15 protein-coding genes, 1 tRNA gene and 1 CRISPR repeat array are annotated in these 19394 nt (G+C 69.5%); of the genes, 10 read left to right on the top strand and 6 right to left on the bottom strand.

Features of this window, described 5'->3' with window-relative positions:
- On the bottom strand, positions 1-170 hold a 170-nt coding region (locus tag L0U85_RS18950), incomplete at its 3' end, for an ATP-binding cassette domain-containing protein (RefSeq protein WP_277606058.1).
- Between the two features lie 321 nt (positions 171-491).
- Here L0U85_RS18950 and cysS point away from each other — a divergent pair.
- The 4 genes from cysS to L0U85_RS18930 all read left to right on the top strand — a co-directional run bounded on the left by cysS (position 492) and on the right by L0U85_RS18930 (position 5734).
- A complete protein-coding gene (gene cysS, locus L0U85_RS18945) occupies positions 492-1889 on the top strand; it encodes a cysteine--tRNA ligase (protein WP_241379324.1) in 1398 nt (465 codons plus the stop codon).
- Positions 1890-1946: 57 nt separating this feature from the next.
- On the top strand, positions 1947-2951 hold the full coding sequence (rlmB, locus tag L0U85_RS18940) for a 23S rRNA (guanosine(2251)-2'-O)-methyltransferase RlmB (RefSeq protein ID WP_241379323.1): 1005 nt from the start codon (positions 1947-1949) through the stop codon (positions 2949-2951).
- A gap of 58 nt (positions 2952-3009) precedes the next feature.
- Positions 3010-5568: an Hsp70 family protein gene (locus tag L0U85_RS18935; protein WP_241379322.1), complete on the top strand. Its 2559-nt coding sequence runs from the start codon at positions 3010-3012 to the stop codon at positions 5566-5568.
- Positions 5569-5660: 92 nt separating this feature from the next.
- Positions 5661-5734: transfer RNA gene (locus tag L0U85_RS18930), tRNA-Thr, on the top strand.
- 60 nt (positions 5735-5794) lie between these two features.
- Here L0U85_RS18930 and L0U85_RS18925 read toward each other — a convergent pair.
- Together L0U85_RS18925 and L0U85_RS18920 are read right to left on the bottom strand one after the other, a co-directional pair.
- Complete coding sequence (locus L0U85_RS18925; RefSeq protein ID WP_241379321.1) at positions 5795-7327, bottom strand: alpha/beta hydrolase; 1533 nt, start codon at positions 7325-7327, stop codon at positions 5795-5797.
- Between the two features lie 153 nt (positions 7328-7480).
- Positions 7481-7692: a CRISPR direct-repeat array (repeat unit 19 nt; unit sequence TCATCCCCGCATGCGCGGG).
- 258 nt (positions 7693-7950) lie between these two features.
- Positions 7951-9624 (bottom strand): N-6 DNA methylase, encoded by a 1674-nt coding sequence (locus L0U85_RS18920; RefSeq protein WP_241379320.1) that lies wholly within the window; start codon positions 9622-9624, stop codon positions 7951-7953.
- Between the two features lie 79 nt (positions 9625-9703).
- Here L0U85_RS18920 and L0U85_RS18915 point away from each other — a divergent pair, with 79 nt between their 5' ends.
- Together L0U85_RS18915 and L0U85_RS18910 are read left to right on the top strand one after the other, a co-directional pair.
- Positions 9704-10348: a hypothetical protein gene (locus L0U85_RS18915; RefSeq protein WP_241379319.1), complete on the top strand. Its 645-nt coding sequence runs from the start codon at positions 9704-9706 to the stop codon at positions 10346-10348.
- A 331-nt stretch (positions 10349-10679) separates the two neighbouring features.
- A complete protein-coding gene (locus tag L0U85_RS18910; protein WP_241379318.1) occupies positions 10680-11384 on the top strand; it encodes a hypothetical protein in 705 nt (234 codons plus the stop codon).
- Between the two features lie 44 nt (positions 11385-11428).
- On the opposite strand, the gene L0U85_RS18905 is transcribed toward L0U85_RS18910, so the two are convergent.
- Positions 11429-12124, bottom strand: coding sequence for a helix-hairpin-helix domain-containing protein (locus L0U85_RS18905; RefSeq protein ID WP_241379317.1), 696 nt, complete (start codon positions 12122-12124; stop codon positions 11429-11431).
- Positions 12125-12156: 32 nt separating this feature from the next.
- The gene (locus tag L0U85_RS18900; protein WP_241379316.1) at positions 12157-13569 is read right to left on the bottom strand and encodes a serine/threonine-protein kinase; all 1413 of its coding nucleotides are present in this window, start codon (positions 13567-13569) and stop codon (positions 12157-12159) included.
- Between the two features lie 327 nt (positions 13570-13896).
- On the opposite strand from L0U85_RS18900, the gene L0U85_RS18895 reads away from it, so the two are divergent.
- The 4 genes from L0U85_RS18895 (at position 13897) to L0U85_RS18880 (ending at position 18236) form a co-directional block, all read left to right on the top strand.
- Positions 13897-14517: a DUF4272 domain-containing protein gene (locus L0U85_RS18895; RefSeq protein ID WP_241379315.1), complete on the top strand. Its 621-nt coding sequence runs from the start codon at positions 13897-13899 to the stop codon at positions 14515-14517.
- Positions 14518-14554: 37 nt separating this feature from the next.
- Positions 14555-15658 (top strand): adenosine deaminase, encoded by a 1104-nt coding sequence (locus tag L0U85_RS18890; protein ID WP_241379314.1) that lies wholly within the window; start codon positions 14555-14557, stop codon positions 15656-15658.
- A 10-nt stretch (positions 15659-15668) separates the two neighbouring features.
- Positions 15669-16907 carry an amidohydrolase family protein gene (locus L0U85_RS18885; RefSeq protein WP_241379313.1) on the top strand — a complete coding sequence of 413 codons (1239 nt, stop codon included), beginning with the start codon at positions 15669-15671 and terminating at the stop codon, positions 16905-16907.
- Positions 16908-17549: 642 nt separating this feature from the next.
- Positions 17550-18236, top strand: coding sequence for a class I SAM-dependent methyltransferase (locus tag L0U85_RS18880; RefSeq protein ID WP_241379312.1), 687 nt, complete (start codon positions 17550-17552; stop codon positions 18234-18236).
- A 44-nt stretch (positions 18237-18280) separates the two neighbouring features.
- On the opposite strand, the gene L0U85_RS18875 is transcribed toward L0U85_RS18880, so the two are convergent.
- Positions 18281-19027, bottom strand: coding sequence for a carbonic anhydrase (locus L0U85_RS18875; protein WP_241379311.1), 747 nt, complete (start codon positions 19025-19027; stop codon positions 18281-18283).
- Between the last annotated feature and the right edge of the window lie 367 nt (positions 19028-19394).

Raw genomic sequence — 19394 nt, 5'->3', positions numbered from 1 at the left:
GTCTCGCCCCCGCCGTGGTCGAGGCCGAGCATGAGTCGCATAGTCGTGGACTTCCCTGAGCCGTTGGGCCCCAGGAAGCCGGTCACCACGCCAGGGCGGACCTCGAAGGACAGATCGTCCACAGCGACGGTCTTCTTGTATGACTTATGCAAGCCTTTCGCGGAAATCATGCTGTTCCAATCAGGAGCTTTGTGCTGGGCTTCATGATTGAGGCTATTTCCGAACACGTTGCGGCCCAATGCAGACAGCGTCCCAATTCGAGGTGGGCCCAGCTGGGGGCCGATGGTGGGGCCAGCGGTACCGACGGCGCGGTGACGTGCGGGCACACCTCTTCCAGGCGCAGCGGCGGGGGAGGAGGACCGGGAGCGCCCACGGCTGCCCGCGGCCCCGCCCGCCACAGTCCAGGCCGCCGAAGACGCCACTGCTGACCTGGGCCGCGACACGGACGCACAGCCCCGGGCCCGGAGACGCAGGGCCGATACACTTGCTGCGTGAGCCTGCGACTGTATGACACCGGCACCCGAACCGTCCGCGACTTCCAGCCCCGGAAGCCCGGGAGGGCCGGCGTCTACCTGTGCGGACTCACCGTCCAAGGACCGCCCCACATCGGCCACCTGCGCTCCGGCGTCGCCTACGACGTCCTCATCCGGTGGCTGCGCCGCAGCGGCTACGACGTCACCTACGTGCGCAACATCACCGACATCGACGACAAGATCCTCGTCCGCGGACAAGAGCAGCACCGCCCCTGGTGGTCGATCGCCTACCAGAACGAGCGCCGCCTCGCCGCCGACTACGCCGCACTCGGCGTCGAAGCCCCCACCTACGAACCGCGCGCCACCGGGCACATCACCCAGATGATCGATCTCATCTCAGAACTCATCGCCCGTGGCCACGCCTACGTCACCGACGCCGGCGACGTCTGGTTCTCCGTCACCTCCTGGCCCGACTACGGTGAACTCTCCCACCGCCGCCCCGACGACATGCTCTCCAGCCCCGACGCCGGCGACAAGCGCGATCCCCGCGACTTCGGCCTCTGGAAAGCCCACAAACCACTCGAACCCGCCGATGCCGCCTGGAACTCCCCATGGGGCCCCGGACGCCCCGGCTGGCACATCGAATGCTCCGCCATGGCCCGCCGCTACCTCGGCGACGACTTCGACATCCACGGCGGCGGCACCGACATCATGTTCCCCCACCACGAGAACGAGCTCGCCCAATCCCGCGGCGCCGGACTCGGCTTCGCGAACTTCTGGGTCCACAACGGCCTGCTCAACCTCGCCGGCACCAAAATGAGCAAATCCCTCGGCAACACCCTCAGCGTCACCGCGCTCGGCGAAAAAGGCTTCAGGCCCGTCGACATCCGCTACTACCTCACCACCGCCCAATACCGCTCCCCGCTCGACTTCTCCGAAGCCGCCCTCGGCGAAGCCCAATCAGCCTGGGACCGCCTCTCCAACTTCGTCCACCGCGCCGCCGAACAACTCGGCACCGAATCCACCATCGGCGGCATGGCCTGCTCCGACTTCGTCGTAGCCATGGACGACGACCTCAACACGCCCGCCGCCGTCGCCGCGATCCACGACATGACCCGCGAAGGCAACACCGCCCTCGATGAGGGCAAGGACACCGCCGCCGCCAACATCGCAGGCGGCGTCCGAGCTATGCTCGGACAGCTCGGCCTCGACCCGCTCGACCCGCACTGGGACGAACCGGCCGACGCGAAACTCACCGGTGTCGTCGACTCGCTCGTCGCCCTCGCGCTCGAACAGAGGGCCGAGGCGCGCGCCCGCAAGGACTACGCCGCCGCCGACCGCATCCGGGACGAACTGGCCCGAGCCGGCGTGACCGTCAAAGACACCCCTCGTGGCCCCGTTTGGACGGTTGAATAACCGCACCACGGGCACACCAGACGCCGCACAACGACCACTCCACGGGGGAAGACACACATGAGCAGCAGCAAAGGCGGCCACCCGAACCGCCGCAAGACCTCCAAGGCCGGCCCCGCCAAAGGCTCCGGCGGCCAGAAGAAGGGCCTGTCCGGCAAAGGCCGCACCCTCAAAGCCGAAGACCGGCCCTGGCACAAGTCCTACGAAGGCGACGACAAGCCCAAGAAGACCCAGTGGAAGCAGGCCAAAGAGCGCGCCAAAGCCGCCTCCGAAGGCCGCACCACCAATATCGGCAAAGCCAAGCCCAAGCGCGAACGCCGCACCGACGAAGCCGAGATGATCCTCGGCCGCAACCCCGTGCTCGAAGCCCTGCGCGCGAAAGTCCCCGCCACCGCACTCTACGTCGCCTTCGGCACCGACCTCGACGACCGCGTCGCCGAATCCGTCCGCATCGCCGGCAACCGCGACCTCCCCGTCAAGGAACTTGCCAAACGCGACCTCGACCGCCGCACCAACAACGCCCTCCACCAGGGCATCGGCCTCGAAATCGAACCGTTCGAATACGCCGACTTCGACGAACTGCTCGACACCGCCGCCACCTCGGGGACCACGCCCCTCCTCGTCGCCCTCGACGGCGTCACCGACCCCCGAAACCTCGGCGCCATCATCCGCTCCACCGCCGCCTTCGGCGGCCACGGCCTCGTCATCCCCTCCCGCCGCGCCGCGTCGGTCACCGCCGTCGCCTGGCGCTCCTCCGCCGGCGCCGCCGCCCGACTCCCCGTCTCCAAGGTCGTCAATCTCGCCCGCTCCGTCAAAGCCTGCCAAGAGGCCGGGTACATGACCGTCGCCCTCGACGCCGCCGGCGACGCCGACGTCTTCGACCTGCCCGTCGCGAACGACCCCCTCCTCATCGTCGTCGGCGACGAAGGCAAAGGCGTCTCACGCCTCGTCTCCGAAACCTGCGACTACCGCGTCGGGATACCGATCGCCTCCGAGGTCGAATCGCTCAACGCCTCCGTCGCGGCCTCGGTCGCTCTGGCCGAGGTCCAGCGCCAGCGCCGCTAGGGGCGAGTGCACGACCTAGAGATCTCCCTGCAAGCCATATCCCCGGAGCTGCTCCCACATGCCGGCTGATTACCTCCTCAGTGTCGACCTCGGTACGTCGCACACGGTCGCCGTCGTGGTCTGGCCCGACGGCCGCACCCGCCCGCTGCTGTTCGACGGCTCCCCGGTCATGCCGTCTGCGGTGTTCCTCGACGAGGCCGGCACCATCCATGTCGGACGCGACGCCGAGCGGCTCGGCCCCACCGCGCCCGAAAGGTTCGAGCCGAACCCGAAGCAGCGCATCGGCGACGGCACGATGCTGCTGGGCGACCGCGAGATCCAGGTGGCCTCCGCTTTCTCGGCGATCCTCACCCGCGTCGCCCGCCAGTGCGTCGAGGCGATCGGCGGCCTGCCCAGGACTGTGCTGACCTGCCCCGCGGCCTGGGGCGAGCAGCGGCGTGCCGTTCTGCACGACGCCGCCGCGAGGGCCGGCTACGCGCCGGTGCAGATCGTCACCGAACCGGTCGCCGCAGCCCACTACTACACGAACCGGCTGTCCCACCCGATCGACCCCGGCCGGGCCCTGGCCGTCTTCGACTTCGGCGGCGGGACCCTCGACATCGCCGTCGTCGAACGCCGGCCCGACGGCTCCTTCGGCGTCCTCGCCGACGGCGGCCTGCCCGACCTCGGCGGTCTCGACTTCGACGCCGCGCTGGTGGCGCACATCGGCGAGACCGTCGCGCAGCGCGACCCGGACCTGTGGAAGCGGCTCGAACAGCCGAGATCGGCGACCGAACTGCGCAACCGCAGGACACTGTGGAACGACGTGCGGGGCGCGAAGGAGATGCTGTCGCGCTCCTCGGTGGCGCCGGTGGCCGTGCCCGGCATGGAGCAGGCCCTGCACCTGACGCGGGGCGAGCTCGACCAGCTCGCCCGCCCGCTGCTGTCGCGCGCGGTCGGCGAGACTCAGCGGGTCGTCGGCCTGAGCGGCAGGCGTTCAGAGGATCTCGCCGGGCTGTTCCTCGTCGGCGGCTCCAGTCGGATGCCGCTGGTGGCGAAGGTCCTCCACGAGCAGCTGGGCATCGCGCCCACCGCGCTCGAACAGCCCGAGCTGCCCGTCTCGGAGGGTGCGGCGGTCGCCGCCGCCGGGTCGGCCCCGGTGACCCCGCCCGCGGCGATGTCGCCGCCCGCCGTGCAGTCCCCGGCCACCGCCGCGCAACCGGGGAGCCTGCCGCCCCGGACGCCCGGGCTGGACGCGACCTTGCCGCTCCAGGTGTCCGGAGGGCGCAAGACCAGGCGCAACAAGGTCATCGCCCTCGTCGCCGCGATCGCGGTCCTCGCCGTCGCCGCGCCCCTGGCCTGGTTCCATTTCACCGACCCTTACGAGCAGCGCGAGTTCACCGAGCTCCGGGAGGTCGGCGAAGCCGTCGCGTACGAGGGCGAGGTCAACAACGACGTCTACGCGGCGCGCGTCCTCGGCGACAAGACCCTGTTCGCCTACACCGTCGACGGCGTCTCCGCCGAGGGGGAACTCCACTTGCGCGCGGTCGGCAACGACACCGGCGAGGCGCTGTGGGACGGTGACCGGGTCTTCCCGGGCGAGGGGTGGTCCGACACCCTCTACTCCTCCGACGAGATCCTCGCCATCCGGCAGGAGGGCGAGATCGCCGCCGGGGACAGGGAGTACACCTGGCACTTCCTCGACTGGGAGAGCGGCGAGACCCTCAGGACCCTCACGCTGCCGTCGTCGGAGGCGGCGCGCGTGGGCGACCGGCTCGTCTCCGCCTGGGAGGGCGGCAACACCGTCTCCGTCTACGGCAGCGAAGGCGAAGAGGAACGCTCGTGGGACCTCGGCGACGAGGAGGTCACCATCTCGGACTGGGGTCTCGTCCAGCCCGCGGACGACCTCGTCAACCCCGTGCCCGAGGCGAACGGCGACGGTAGGGTCTGGGTTCTGACCAGCGACGACGTCGTCCACGTCCTCGACATCGAGTCGGGTCGGGAGCTCGCCTCGGAGGCGATCGAGACGGTGGACGACTGGTACCTCGCCCACAACGGCCGCATGTTCGTGGTCGTGCCCGGCGACAACGACTACTTCATCAACGCCTACGACATCGAGACCCTCGAACAGATCGACTCCGAGCGCGTCCGCGACGCCGACGCCAAGGTCGAAGGCCTGGTCGTGTGCGGCGAGGACCGCGTCTGCGTACGGGAGACCCGCGGCGACGACCTCAGCGTCTACACCTACCGGGTCTACGACGCCGCCGAAGAGGACGTCGTCCACACCTTCGACCGGTTCAGGTACGACGAGGTCGAAGCCGTCGGGGACCGCCTGCTCGTCGAGTACTACGAGGGCGACAACGTGCGCACCCAGATCTTCGACAAGAACTTCGAGGAGGTCGGCGGGAACGGCGCCGACGAGACATTCGGCGGGATCGACGGCGGCAGCGCCCTGGCCTATCCGGCCCGGTCGACCTTCGGGCTGCGCACCGGACCGGTGGTCGGCCTCGGCGTGCGCGACGGCTCGCGCCACCTGCTGCAGAGCGAGTTCTCGTCCTACGCCTGCGCCGCCTCCGACGTCCACCTCGCCTGCCTGGTCGAGGAGGGCACCGAGATCTACACCTTCCGCGAGGAGTAGGAGCCCGGCGGTGCTGCCGGTTCGGGTGTTTCCGGGGGCGTCCACCTTGCCGGTACAATCGTGGCGGCGGACCACCAGATCGGGTCTGACCTGCCGCCGTAGCATCAATTGGCAGAGCAACTGTCTTGTAAACAGTAGGTTAGGGGTTCGAATCCCCTCGGCGGCTCAACGACGAGGTAGGGGCGGCGGCCGGGCTAAGCCCGGCCGCCGCCCCTCGCTTATTCGGTCAGAAGGGGCCCACGTTCAGCGGGTCTCGGTCGTTCAAGAGGGTCGAGTCACCCGGGAAGTTCAGATTCTCGCAGCTCAGGCCGTCTTCTGGGGCCGCGCGGTAGACGAAGTAGGCGTCGACCGCCTCGTTCACGCACGGGGACGAGTGCCGGCCGTAGATGGTGTGCCCGTAGCCCTCGTAGGTGATCAGGTGGCCGCCGGCCTGCTCGGCCGAGGCCTCCGTCCACGGGTAGACCGTGGCGGGGTCGTGCACGGTGCCGATGAACACCAGCGGCGGCGCGAAGTCGACGTCGAGTTCCGCCCGCGGATTCGTGTTCTCGATCCCCGAGCCCGCGCACGTCAGTGCGTGCGCGTTGTAGGGGGTCCATTCGACGTTGGGGTATTCGGCGGCGAGTTTGCCGGTCAGTTCCTCGAACTCGGCGTAGTCGGCGATCTCGTAGCCCCAGTCCTGGCACCACATCGGGTAGTACGGGTACTCGACGATCTCCTCCTGCCGTATGTCGAAGGAGGGGGGCAGCATCTCGCCGTCGTGCATGGCGCGCAGGATGATCGCCAGGGAGCTCCAGCCCTCCGGGATGTTGGCCTGGAAGACCTGAGCGGACAGGCCGTAGAAGTCGAGGGGCTCACCGGTGAGCGGGTCGGTCAACTCGCCGGCGCGCGCCGCTTCCTTCAGCTCGCCGTACAGGGCCGCGACGTCCTCGCCGTAGAGCTCGCACTCGGGAGTGGACTCGCACCAGGCGGCGAAGGTGACGAAGTTCTCCTCGACCGCGGCGGTCTCCGTGCTCACGAAGTCCCAAGTGGACTCCAGGCTGTGGTCCATGTTCCCGTCGAGGACCATGGTGCGGATGAACCACGGGTACTTCTCCGCGTACTGCTGGCCCATGAGGGTGCCGTAGGAGTAGCCGAGGTAGTTGAGCCTGCCCTCGCCGAGAGCGCGGCGGATGCGCTCGATGTCCTCGACGGTGTGGAGGTTGTCGACGTGGTCGAACAGCCTCCCGGTGCGTTCGCGGCAGTCGGCGGTGAGGTTCGCGTTCGCCGCTTCGAGCGCTTCGAACGACTCCTGGTCGGTGGGGATGCCGATCGCGTCGACCGCGTCGACCGCGTCGGCTCCGCATTGGACCCGGGTGCTGGTGTTGACGCCCCTCGGGTCGAAGCCGACGATGTCGAACCGTTCTGCGGCGGCCTCGGTGAGCGGGTTGAAGGCCTCGATGGTCGAGACGCCGGAGCCGCCGGGGCCGCCGGGGTCCATGAGGATCGTGCCGATCCTCTCGTGGGGGTTCGTGGCCTGGCGGCGGGCCAGGCCGATCTCGATCTTCTCGCCCCAGGGACGCCGGTAATCGAGCGGCACTTTGATGGTGGCGCAGTCGACTTCCTCTTCGGGTTCGACGTCCGGGCATGGTGCCCAGTCGATGCCGTAGCCGGGGAGGAGGGTGTTCTCGGTTTCGGCTGCGGCGGGCGCTCCCGCGAGAAGCGAGGCGGCCAGCGCTGCGGCGCCTGCGGCGGCCGCGAACCGTCGGGTGGGTGGGTTCACTGGGTTCCTTCCAGTAGAGGGATATCGGATCATCTGGGTGGATGATCCGATGTAGCGCTTCCGTCAGTGAGTGTACGAAAAGTACTGGAAGACTTGGGTTCCCAGAAATGGCGTCAATCTCCGCGCAGCTCCGGTCTGCGGGTGCCCGCCCTGCTTGTCCCGCATGCGCGAGGACCCCGCCGGGAACGGCGTTTGTCATACTCCAGACAGGAGCTCATCCCCGCATGCGCGGGGAGCACAAGTACACGCAGCGCACGCCGGGCCAGGGCGGGGGCTCATCCCCGCATGCGCGGGAAGCACTCGTCGTCCACGGGCTGGGTGCTGATGATCTGGGGTTCATCCCCGCATGCGCGGGGAGCACACTTGCTGAGCTGCTACGTTATCACGGCGCTGACAGTTTCGGCTTCACTCTAGAGTCTCTGTCCACTGTGCTTTCATGGGCTGCTGTGCGCACTTCGTGGTTGGTTGCCGCTTGGCGATGGCCTTTGGTGGTGCCCTTCTTGAAGTGCTTCTGTATGAACGAGTAGATCGCTAGCACTGGGGCGATCACGATCGCGACGATGGCCGGGCAGGTGTCGTGCATCCCGAATGCGCTTGAGGCCGATGAAGAGATATGGACGGGGCTATTCGTCCACTGTGATGGTGCCGTTGACCAGGCCCGCGGCGGTGCCGTCCGCCAGCGTGGTCGATTCCGCTTCGGCTGCTTGGAGGGCGTCGCGCAGGCGCAGGACCTTTGCGAAGGCCGCGCCGCGTCGGCGCTGCTCGGCGAGGGCGATGCGGGGGACTTTGACTGCGAGGAGGCGCCGCTTGACGCCGGTCGCGGTGCGTTTGGTGGCCGTGGGCAGTCGGGCGGCGATGACGGCCGCAAGCCAGCCGGGGTCGACCGCTTCGGCTTCGCACGCGATCGTCCACTGTGTCTCTAGTGCGGTGTCGAGGTCGCCGAGTCGGACGGTCTGCGGCCTGAGCGGGTCGACGACGACGCCGGTTCCGTCGGTGGCGCCGGGAGTTACGGCGATGAGGCCGTCGCGCTCGAGGTCGGCCAGGGTGGTCTCGGGGGCGGTCCCGGCGGCGGCGGTCCCGAAGCGCGGCAGGGCGTTCCGTGCGGTGTCGAGCAGTTCCGCGAGGCGGTCGGCGTGCTGATCGAGCTGGCCCGTGTCGGTGTCGGCGGCGGCGAGGTAGACGGCGGGGGAGATGTCGACGTCCTCGTCCCACAGCTGCATGAGCGGCACGGTCGCCGAGTGGGCGGTGGCGACCCGGCCGGTGGCGTGCCAGGCCGTGTCGAAGTCGGCGCCGGTGGAGACGAGGAGGCGGGTGGTCTCGGCGCGGGGGGCGAGGACCCAGATGTGGGCCTTGGAGTCCGGGTGGTCGATGACGGCCCGCAGTGCGCCCCAGCGGAGCAGTTCGGAGCGGATGCGCCGTCCGGAGCGGCGGTGGGCGACCATCGCGGGCATGCGGACGACGGCGATGCCTCCGGGGGCGAGCAGGGCGAGGCAGTGCAGGGCCCAGGCGAGTTCGGGTTCGGTTCGAGGCGGGGTGCCGTAGGCCAGGCGCGGGTCGTCGCCGGCGGGGAGGCGGTCGTAGCCCCAGTCCTTGAGGTTGAACGGCGGGTCGGATACGACCAGGTCGAAGCGTTCGTCGGGCAGCGGGCTGAGGAGCGAGTCGCCGATATGGACGCGGACGTCGGCGTCGGGGCGGGCAAGGCGCAGGCGCTGTTCGCAGATGGCGCCTCGGGTGGGTGAGAGGTCCTGACCGGTCACCGCGGTGATGCCGGGGACGGCGCGGACGAGTTCGGTGAGGAGGTCGCCTTCGTCACAGGCGGGGTCGTGGACGGTGAGGTCTTTCTTCTTGGGGGCGCAGGCGGCTGCGATGTCGACGAGGGCGCCGATGCCGGGCGGGGTGCCGGTGCCGGCGGCTTCGCGGGCGCGCTCGATGAAGAACTCGAACAGTGCGGCGGGTTCGGTGTCGGCGGTGAGTTCCTCCAGTTGGCGGGCGAGGGTGCGGTGTTCGCCGTCGTGGCCGGACAGCGCCGAGGCGATGGCCTGGAGGGTGTGGTCGGGGGAGGGGAAGGCGCTTTGGAGGGAGAACCAGAGGCGGTCGGCGGCCGTGACGCGCAGGCGCCGGCCGTGCTCGGCGGCCCAGCGCTCGACGTCGGCGAGGGCGAACCGGGGTCGGCGAGCGCCTTCGTCCACCGGGGACGGGAAGTCGGCTTCTCTTCTGCGCCAGTTGCTGACGGCATTGCGGCCGACCTCGGCAAGGCGTGCGAGGTCGGTCAAGGTGATGGTCTCGTCCTCGGTCATGCGGCTCCCCTGTTCGCTTTATCGAATCGTAACCCATCTCTACTTGCTGAGTCCCGACACGGCTAATTATGCTCGTGAAGTGAGTTCACAAGAAATGAAGATGTTCATGCACGGAAGGCAGACCATGAACCTTGACATCGACGCCAAGAAGCTCCTCGCCGTCGGCGCCATCGGCCTGTTCGGACTTGCCGGCCTCACCGCCTGCGGCACCGAGGATGAGGACGGCTCCGGCTCCAGCTCGGACACCACCGAGGCCGCCGAGGACGCCGGCGAAGAAGCCCCAGCGGACGGCGACGGCACCAGCATCGACGCCCCCCTCGCAGCCGACTCGTCCGTCGAGGTCGGCGACTGGACCGTCGCCCCCTCCGACATCAAGCTCGACGCCACCGACGAAATCCTGGGCCACAACGAGTTCAACGACCCGCCCGCAGACGGCTCCCAGCTGGCGCTGTTCACCGTCGACGGCACCTACAACGGCTCCGAGACCGGATCGCTGTGGTTCGACGTCACCGTCGGCATCTGGGCCGACGGCACCTTCTACGACAGCACCGACTGCCTCAACGTCGTCCCCGAAGACCTCACCGAGGCCCCCGAGGTCTCCAACGGCGGCACCGCCGCCGGAGCCACCTGCGTCGAGATCCCCTCCGACGCCGAGACGTACCTGGTCTACTTCGAAGACCTCATGTCGTTCGACGGCACCAAGTACTTCGTCGAGATCGGCTAGCGCCGAACGCCGGACGTGGGGGTGCGCGGACCATATGGGCGGAACCCGCACCCCCAGCGTCCCCAGCTCCTCCGTGCCCCGTCCACTCTGAAGTTCGGCGACGACCCGACACGCGCCGCCGTCGCGCTGCTCGCGTGCCTGCCCGGCGCGTGATCTTGGCCATCGGCGCCGTCCGAGAGTCTCTTGTGCCTGGCGGAATGCCCGGTTAGTTCTGTATGGGCGTCACTGGCTCCGGCTCCGAGCCGCGGCGCCGTCGGAGTCCCGACATAGTCTGCGGTGAATCAACCTCACTGCCCAGCCCCGATCGGCAGTGGCACATAGAAAGCTACATATGACTCACGAATTCGATACCCTCGCCCCCTTCAAGCGCCTCCTCGCCGTCACCGGCGCCGGACTGCTCGGCGCCGCAGCGCTCGCCGGCTGCGGGATCCTGGAGGAGAGCGGCTCCGACTCGGACGCCACGGAGGTCAGCGGCGAGGCCGTGGACGCCGCGGCCGAAGCCGCCGCCGGCGACTGCCTGCCCCAGGAGGTCATCGGCGCCGACTCCGGCGAGTTCGCCATCGACTGCGCCGACCCGCTGGCGTACTGGACGATCACGGCCATCACCGCCGACTCCGACGCCGTCGCCACCGGCGGCACCCTCGCCGACCCTCAGCCGGCATTCGACCTGTGCGGCGAGGAGGTCGGCGCCTACGTGCCGGGCAAGCTCCGCACCGACTGGAACATGATCTACGACCAGACCACCGGCGCCGTCGACTACCTGTTCTGCATCGAGGCCATCGACAAGGTGGGCGAGGACGGCCGGACGCCGAAGGTGCCCGACACTGGTGAGTGCTTCGCCAGCGCCGACCTGGACTGGGCGACGCTCCCGTGTGACTCGGCCGAGGCCAACTCCACTGTCATCTCCGCGACCACCTTCGAGGTCGCCGACTGGGCCGCCCCCGACGTCGAGGGCGCCCTGGCCGACTGCGCCGGCGGCTACTACGAGCTGATCGACCAGTTCGACCGCACCAGCGGCGTCATCTGCTTCGAGTAGATCTCGCGAAAGCGCGTTGAGGGCCCGGGGCATGCCCCGGGCCCTCACGGTATGAAGACCACATACTCGCGCAGGTGGTGCTCGAACGTCGGGCTGATGTCGACCACCAGCAGCACCTCGCCGAGGGTCTGGAACGGCCCGGACCGCTCGACCCGGTCGTGGATCTGCCTGGCGCTCAACTCGGTCACGCCCGGCAGGGTCCGCAGGACGTGGACCGGGGCGTGGTTGAGGTCGACCAGGCCGCCGTCGTCGAACTGGCGGGGCAGGTCGGGCCGTCCGATGCCGAGCCGTTGGGCCAGCATCGGATCGGCCGCGGCCGTCTCGCGGGCCTGGCGCCGCAGCTGCCGGGCCCGGTCGACCGCCTCGGGCCCGTTCGACCTGGCGATCGGCACCCGCGGCGGCGCGGCTGGCGCCCACACCTGCGGCCGGATCACGAACAGGTGGACCGTGGCGCCGATCGAGGCGGCTCCGACTCCGACGTAGAAGACGGTGTCGGCCCACAGTGGAGGCGTCTCGCCGAACACTCCGACGACCGTGCACGCGGCCACCAGCAGCACGCTGTGGAGGACGAGTGCCACGAGCGTTGCGTTGCTGCGGTGCCTGGCGAGTGCGACGGACAGGGCGATCGGCGCGCCGAAACCGCACGTCAGCAGCGGTAGCAGTGCCCACAGGACCGTGCCGATGTCGGCGATGGTCTTCGAACGGGCGGGCTGCGGGGCAAGGGGACCGGGGGCGGTCATCGGTTACGGGGACTCTCAGCCGTGGATTGAGACTACACAGGCCACACCGGACCTGCCTGGGGCGGAACGGACCAGGCACGAAGCAGCCGTTGAGATTCGATCGTATCGGCATCCTCGGGGCCCAGCGCATCCGCCATGTCCTCTGCCAACCGCGCGAGTTCGCCGTGCGCCTCGGCGCTCCGGCCGAGCGCGACGAGCATGTCGACCGCGATGCGCCTGCTGCGCAGGGTGCGCCGGTCGGCCTCGCCGACCAGCCGCCGCTGCCGTTCGATGACGCTGCTCAGACCACTGAGCGCGGATGCAGCGTTCCCCAGGGCCGCGAGGCATTGCGCCGCGCGCACCTGGCACCAGAGCGCCGTGGCCGAATCGGCGGCCTCGAAGTCTTTGGCCAGGGCCCGGAACGCCGTCAGCGCGCCGTGGAAGTCCCGGCCTTCGAATCGCCGGTCGGCTTCGGCCAGGCGTTCGGCGCCGTCGCGCGGCGCAGACGGCACCGGGCTGCGCGAGGCTGCGACTTCGCGGGCCACCGCCGGGGGCGCGAGCGGCGCCCGGAACGGCCAGGTCGGGTCGCCGCAGTCGTGCACGGCCGCACCGGAGGCGGGCAGTTCGCCGAGCTGCCCCGCCAGCAGGCGGTAGACCTCGGCGGCGCTCGGCGGGCGTTCGGCGGGCTCCTTGCGCAGCATCCGGTCGACGAGGTCCCCGAACTCGACCGGCAGGTCCGGTCTGCGGCGGCGGACCGGCTCGGGCAGTTCCTTCAGGTGGGCGGTCTGCACCTCGTAGGCCGAGCCCCGCGAGGCGAACAGCCGCTCCCCGGTGACCATCTCGAACAGCAGCGCGCCGAGCGCGTACAGGTCCGAGGCCGGGCTCGGCGGGCGCGCCTTGATCTGCTCGGGCGCCATGTAGTTCAGCGTTCCGGGCTTGTCGCCGGTCGCGGTCAGTCGCGTGGCCTCGCCGGTGAGGACTGCGGCGATGCCGAAGTCCACGACCGAGACCCGGCCGTCGACGCCCACGATGATGTTGGCGGGCTTGAGGTCGCGGTGGATGACGCCGTGTTCGTGCGCGGCGGCCAGGACCGAGGCCAGCTGCGCGCCGATCGCCGTTGACCAGTCCGCCGGGAGCGGAGCGGACTCGTCGAGCAGGTCCCGCAGACTCAGGCCCGGCAGGTACGCCATGACGAGGTAGAGCTCGTCGGTGTCCTCGTCGAGTCCGGCGTCGAAGATCGCCGGGACGCCGGGGTGGGCGATCCGGGCGGTGACGCGGGCTTCGCGGCGGAACCGGGCGGCGGCCTCCTCCCGCAGGGGGCCGTCGAGGAGGTCCGGCCTGACGACCTTGACGGCCACTTCGCGTTCGAGCCGCGCGTCCAGGCCCTGCCAGACCCGGCCCATGCCTCCCGCGCCGACGGGCCTGGCGAGTTCGTAGCGGCCGGCGATCACGCGGTAGGTGTCCACCGCACCGTTCTACTCCACGGCCAGCGGCGTGCGCGCGCCGGACAATTCCGAAACCGCCCCTTGGTCCCGACCGGTCCCAAATCGCCTGTCAAGCCACAAGAGACTCAGCCTGACCGGATACGAAACACCAGCGCAACAACCGGATGGCCCGGGTGCGGAGCGGAGTCGATCCTCGGGCCCGCATTGACTGGAGCGTGTGTCGGACGCTACAGTCATTCACAAATATCTCTCCGAGTTACGCAGCCACCCCGTCAGGTGAACCCTTAGTGGTAGGGAGCCCACATGCCGTCGCTGATCTCAGATCCCCGCAGCGTGCGAGTGCGTACAATGGACGGTCTCGATGCGCTGGGCGTGCCCGCGCCCCCAGAGCAGTTCCCCTTGCCCTTCCCCGACGGAAGGCTCCCCCAGCTCAGGCCGCGCATCCACATGGAGGCCCGCGCCGCCATCCTCAACATCGTCCAGGCCCGCGTGTTCGACATGCCCGAAGAGCTTGCCATGCGCTGGCTCCTCGACGCCCACGTCCTCGACGAGCTCGCGCCCGACGAATGGGGCTTCATCGCCTGCGGCCGAGGCGAGCGGGCCCGCTACGCCGACCAGCTCGAAAGCCTCTACGCCGTCGCCTGGCTCCTCGGCCTCGTCGACCACCTCGACCCCGGCGTCGCCTGCACCGAGGACCTCCCCGAACTCCTGCCCGACCTGCGCCGCCCCGAGTCCTTCAGCGCTTGGCGGGACCGCAACCTCACCACCACTCGCGACGCCGCCGTCGTCGCCGAGATGCTCGACCTCTACTACTGCCTCGACTGGGTCTGCGACCAATCGCGCAGGAACGGCACGCCCCCGCCCGGCGGTGTCGACGACAACCTCGTATGGCACCGCCGCTGGGCCCTGGAGTGGGCCGTCGTCTTCGCCGAGGAGCGGCCCGTCCACTGGGACGAGGTCAGGCTCTGAGGCTTCGTCGCGATCAAGGCCGACTAATATTCGTGGGATGAATCCCGCACCGCTGTCCCACGACGAGATCCGCTCCGCCCCGAAGGTCGTGCTCCACGAGCACCTCGACGGCGGCCTGCGCCCCGCGACCATCATCGAACTGGCCGAGCAGGCCGGCCACCCGCTGCCCGCGACCGAGCCCGAGGCGCTCGCCGACTGGTTCTTCGAGGCCGCCGACTCCGGCACGCTGGAGCGCTACCTGGAGACCTTCGAGCACACCATCGCCGTCTCCCAGACCGCTGAGGCCATGCACCGCATCGCCTCCGAGGCCGCCCAGGACCTCGCCGCCGACGGCGTCGTCTACGCCGAGATCCGCTACGCCCCCGAGCAGCAGCTGCGCGCCGGCCTGAAGCTCGGCGAGGTCGTCGAGGCCAGCCTCGCTGGCTTCGAGGAAGGCTCGCGACTCGCGGCCGATGCCGGGAACCCGATCAAGGTCGGCACGATCCTGTGCGGGATGCGCCACGCCGACCGCGTGCGGGAGATCGCCGAACTCACCGTCGCCTACCGAGACCAGGGCGTCGTCGGCTTCGACATCGCCGGCGGCGAGATCGGCAACCCGCCCGCCCGCCACCTCGAGGCATTCGAATACCTCAGGCGCGAGTCCATGCCCTTCACCATCCACGCCGGCGAGTCCTTCGGCCTTGCCTCCATCTGGCAGGCCGTCCAGTGGTGCGGCGCGGCCCGCCTCGGCCACGGCGTCAAGATCATGGAGGACATCGACCTCACCGGGCCCGAGCCGAGACTCGGCCACCTCGCCTCCTTCATCCGCGACCAGCGCATCGCCCTGGAGGTCTGCCCCTCCTCCAACCTCCAGACCGAGGCCGCCGAATCGATTGCGACCCACCCGATCAAGCCCCTCTACGACCTCGGCTTCCGCGTCACCGTCAACAACGACAACCGGCTCATGAGCCGCACCCACACCTCGCGGGAGTTCCAACTGCTGTCGGAGACCTTCGGCTGGGGCTGGGAAGAGGTCAAGCGCTGCACCATGAACGCCGCAAAAGCCGCGTTCCTGCCCTTCCCCGAGCGCCAGGCGCTCATCCGCGACGTCATCCTCCCGGCTTACACCGCGCTCGAGGAGTCCACCGAGCACACTGGGTAAGCTCGGCTCCATGCACATCTACACCGCCCCCGTCGTCGTTCCGATCGCGGGTGATCCCATACGCGACGGCGCGGTCGGGGTCGACGACGGGCGGATCGCCTACGTCGGCCCCGCCGCGGAGGCGCCCGAGGCCGACGACACCACCGCCTTCGCCGGCGTCCTCACACCCGGCCTGGTCAACGCCCACACGCACCTGTGCTACACCGGCTTCGCCGACATGCACGACAACGAGAAGGAATTCTTCGAGTGGATCCAGGAGTTCCCCAGGCGGAACCCCCAGACCACCGACGATGAGTGGCGCTGCGCCGTACAGGACGGCATCGACCAGTCCCTGGCCCACGGCGTCACCGCCGTCGCCGACGTCGTCACCCCGCAAGCCGCCTTCGGGCCGCTGCTGGAGTCCGACCTCGCCGGAGTCGCCTACTGGGAGGCCTGCTTCATCGACGAGGACGCCTGGGAGGAGCGCCGCAAGTCCTGGCGCGAAGTCGTCACCGACACCCGCGCCGTCAACGGCTCCGACCTCGCCGTCGGCATCAGCCCGCACACGCTCTACTCGCTCGGCACCGGCGTCGCCAAAGGCCTCGCCGAGCTCGCCCGCACCCTCGACATCCGCCTCCACCCCCACCTGGCCGAGACGACCCACGAGGACATGTTCGTGCGCCGCGGCTCAGGCCCGTTCGCGTTCATGAACCGGCGCATCGGCCTCGACCTCGAACTCGCCAGCGGCGGCGCCGGGCACTCCCCGGCCCAGCAGATGGCGAAGGTCGGATGGCTCGGCACCGACTCCCACGTCGCCCACGGCGTCCACCTCGACGCCGAGGACCGCGCGCTGCTGCGCGAGCACGACACCCACGTCGTCCTGTGCGCCCGCTCCAACGCCCGCCTCGAAGCCGGCGAGGCGCCCGTGGCCGCCCACCGCAAGGAGGGCAACCCCGTGGCCGTCGGCACCGACTCCCGCGCCTCGTCGCCCGACCTCGACATCGCCGCCGAATGGCCCGTGCTGCGCAAGATGGCGCTCGGCCAAGGCGACGACGGCGACGGGCTCAACGAATGGCTCGTCCGCGCCGCCACCGAGGGCGGCGCCGCCGCGCTCGGACGCACCGACATCGGCGCCATCAAGGTCGGCGGCAGGGCCGACCTGGCCGTCTTCGAGGTCGACACCGACGCCAACCCGTACGCGGCACTCGTCTCAGAAGGTGCCGGAAACTGCAAGGCGACCGTCGTCAAGGGACGCCTGATCGAACATTGAGCTTCGGTAACGCTTCGGTCTCGGTGCTTGTGGGACGCCGCCGCCGTACGCGATGGTGAACAGGCCGAGAACTCGGCCCGATCGGGGAGCGGCCCACTGCCTTCCTCTATCCCCTGGAGACGGCGGGGTACGCGTCCGCGTGCGCACGCGCACCCCGCCAGGCACTGCAAATCCCTGCAAACCAGCCGCTCAGACCCCTAATCGGTCGACCGACGGCTTTTCTGTGACAGCACGCACCGCTTAGTTATCGCTTGGGTTACGTGCGATAACGGTTCGGTTTCATAGATCGACATCACACCCCGGCATGAGTCACTGTGGTTCCAGTAACGCAGGCCGCACCGCGAAGCGCTCAAGGCGCCGACGGTCGGCCCGCTCACTGTCCGATCGATGACGCGCGGAGGTGCAGGTGACCATGACGACCGTCCGAACAGTCGTATCCCGCATCGCTCCGCGACCAATCTCGCCATCCCGAATGGCGCTCCTGCCGGGCGAACACGCAGCCTTTCTTCCCCTGCTCCCTCCAGGCCGCGTGTGACGCGCACCCCCGCGCGCCCGCAAACCCCTTGATCCGCCGGGGCCCACAACCACAGGGCTCCGGCGGATTTCCTTTCCTCGATGTGCGAGGCTGAGCACGTGAGCCAGGTGAGTGAACCGAATACCCCGCGTAAGGAGCCCCGTCGCGTCGCCGCGATGTTCGACCGGGTCGCTCCGGCATACGACCGCACCAACACCGTGATGGTCGCCGGGCAGGACAGGCGCTGGCGCAAGTCCACGCGCGAGGCCCTCAGCCTCCAGCCGGGGGAGCGATGCCTCGACCTGGGCGCCGGGACCGGCATCTCGACCGCTGAGCTGGCCAAGTCCGGGGCCGACGTCATCGGCGCCGACCTCTCCCTGGGGATGCTGCGCGAGCACGGCGAGCGCCAGGTCCCGCTGGTCGCCGCCGACGCGCTCCGCCTGCCGTTCGCCGACGACACCTTCAACGCCGTCACCGGCTCCTTCTTCATCCGCAACGTCGACGACCTCGACGGCTGCCTCGCCGAGATCCTGCGGGTCCTCCAGCCGGGCGGGCGGCTCGTGCTGTGCGAGGTCTCGCACCCGAAGTGGAAGCCCTACCGGGCCGCCCACGGCCTGTTCGTCAAACGGATCCTGCCGAAGGTCGCAGCGAGGGTCAGCTCGGATCCCGAGGCCTACAAGTACCTGGCCGAGACCGTCATGGACTGGCCGGACCAAGCGGCCTTCGCCGAACGGATCGTCAAGGCCGGCTACCGCAAGGTCGCCTGGCGCAATCTCGCCGGTGGCGCGGTCGCCCTCCACCGCGGCTTCAAATAGGGCGAAAGAAGGCCGTGCCGAGCGCGGCCGCCCCTCCCGTGTGACTAGAGGCGCTCTACCTCGCCGGTGTCGAGCGAGTAGTAGGCCCCGACGATCTCGAGGCCGTTCGCGAGCGGCCCCTCGAACTCGGGCGCCTGCGCGAGCTGCTCGACCGTGTAGAGCACATTCGCGCGGATCATCGCCTCCACCAGCTCGTCCTCGGAGTCCGTCGTGCCCTCGACCGTCTCGTAAGACGGCGTGAGCGCGGCCGTGATCTGGTCGAAGTCGTCCGGCTCGTCGGTGTGGCCGAGGGCGTGGGCGGTATGCGTCACCGCTCCGCAGTGCTGGTGGCCCAGGACCACCACGAGCGGGGTCTCCAGCGCGTAGGGGCCATAGGCGACCGATTCGGCGACCAGCGGGTCGAAGGTGCTGCCGGCGGTCCGAACGGTCATGAGGTCGCCGTTGCCGGTGTCGAAGACGTACTGGGGGGAGACGCGGGAGTCGACGCACCCGAAGACGATCGCCCACGGAGCCTGGCCCCCGGCGAGCTCCTCGCGCAGCGCGACGCCGCCCCCGGGGTGTTCGGACTCTCCAGCGGCCCAGCGGGCGTTGCCTTCCATGAGCCGGTCCCAGGCCTCCGAGGCGGACGCCGGGGTCGACTCGGAGGAGTTCGCGCCTCCGTCGGCCGTGGTCACGGCGTCGGAGGGAACCGGGTCGCCGTCGGAGGAGCAGGCCACGAGCGAGCCGAGCCCGATAGCGCCGATACCGCCGATCAGTCCTCTTCGTGATGCTTTGCGAGATATCTTCGTCATGCTTGAAACCTTAAGTAACGAGGTTTGCGTCCTGAATTGAGGGGTGTGAATCTACAGCGAAGCCCTTACCGGCAGGCCGTCGAGGGATCGTAGAACGATCGCAAAACGCCCCCGCCAACTCGATGCGGGAGCCTCGGAGCGCTAGGCGTTCTGCCTGGGGAGGCCGGAAATGGCTCTTGGGGCGCTGGCGGCGTCGTTCTCGTGGGTGGTCGATCTGCGCCAAGGGCGGCAGCGACGGAGAGGTGGAGGGTTTCCCGGGGTTCGCTGCGGGGGTCGGGTGCGCGTGTGGCGGCGTTGGTGGGTGAGTTTTGCTTGTGTTGTGTTGGGCGGCAGGCGGTCCGGGTCCCGAACATGAGGGGTTTCCCAC

The sequence above is a fragment of the Glycomyces sp. L485 genome, from assembly GCF_022548875.1.
In the GTDB taxonomy this organism is placed as follows: Bacteria; Actinomycetota; Actinomycetes; order Mycobacteriales; family Micromonosporaceae; genus Glycomyces.
This window is presented reverse-complemented; position numbering and strand designations above follow the sequence as displayed.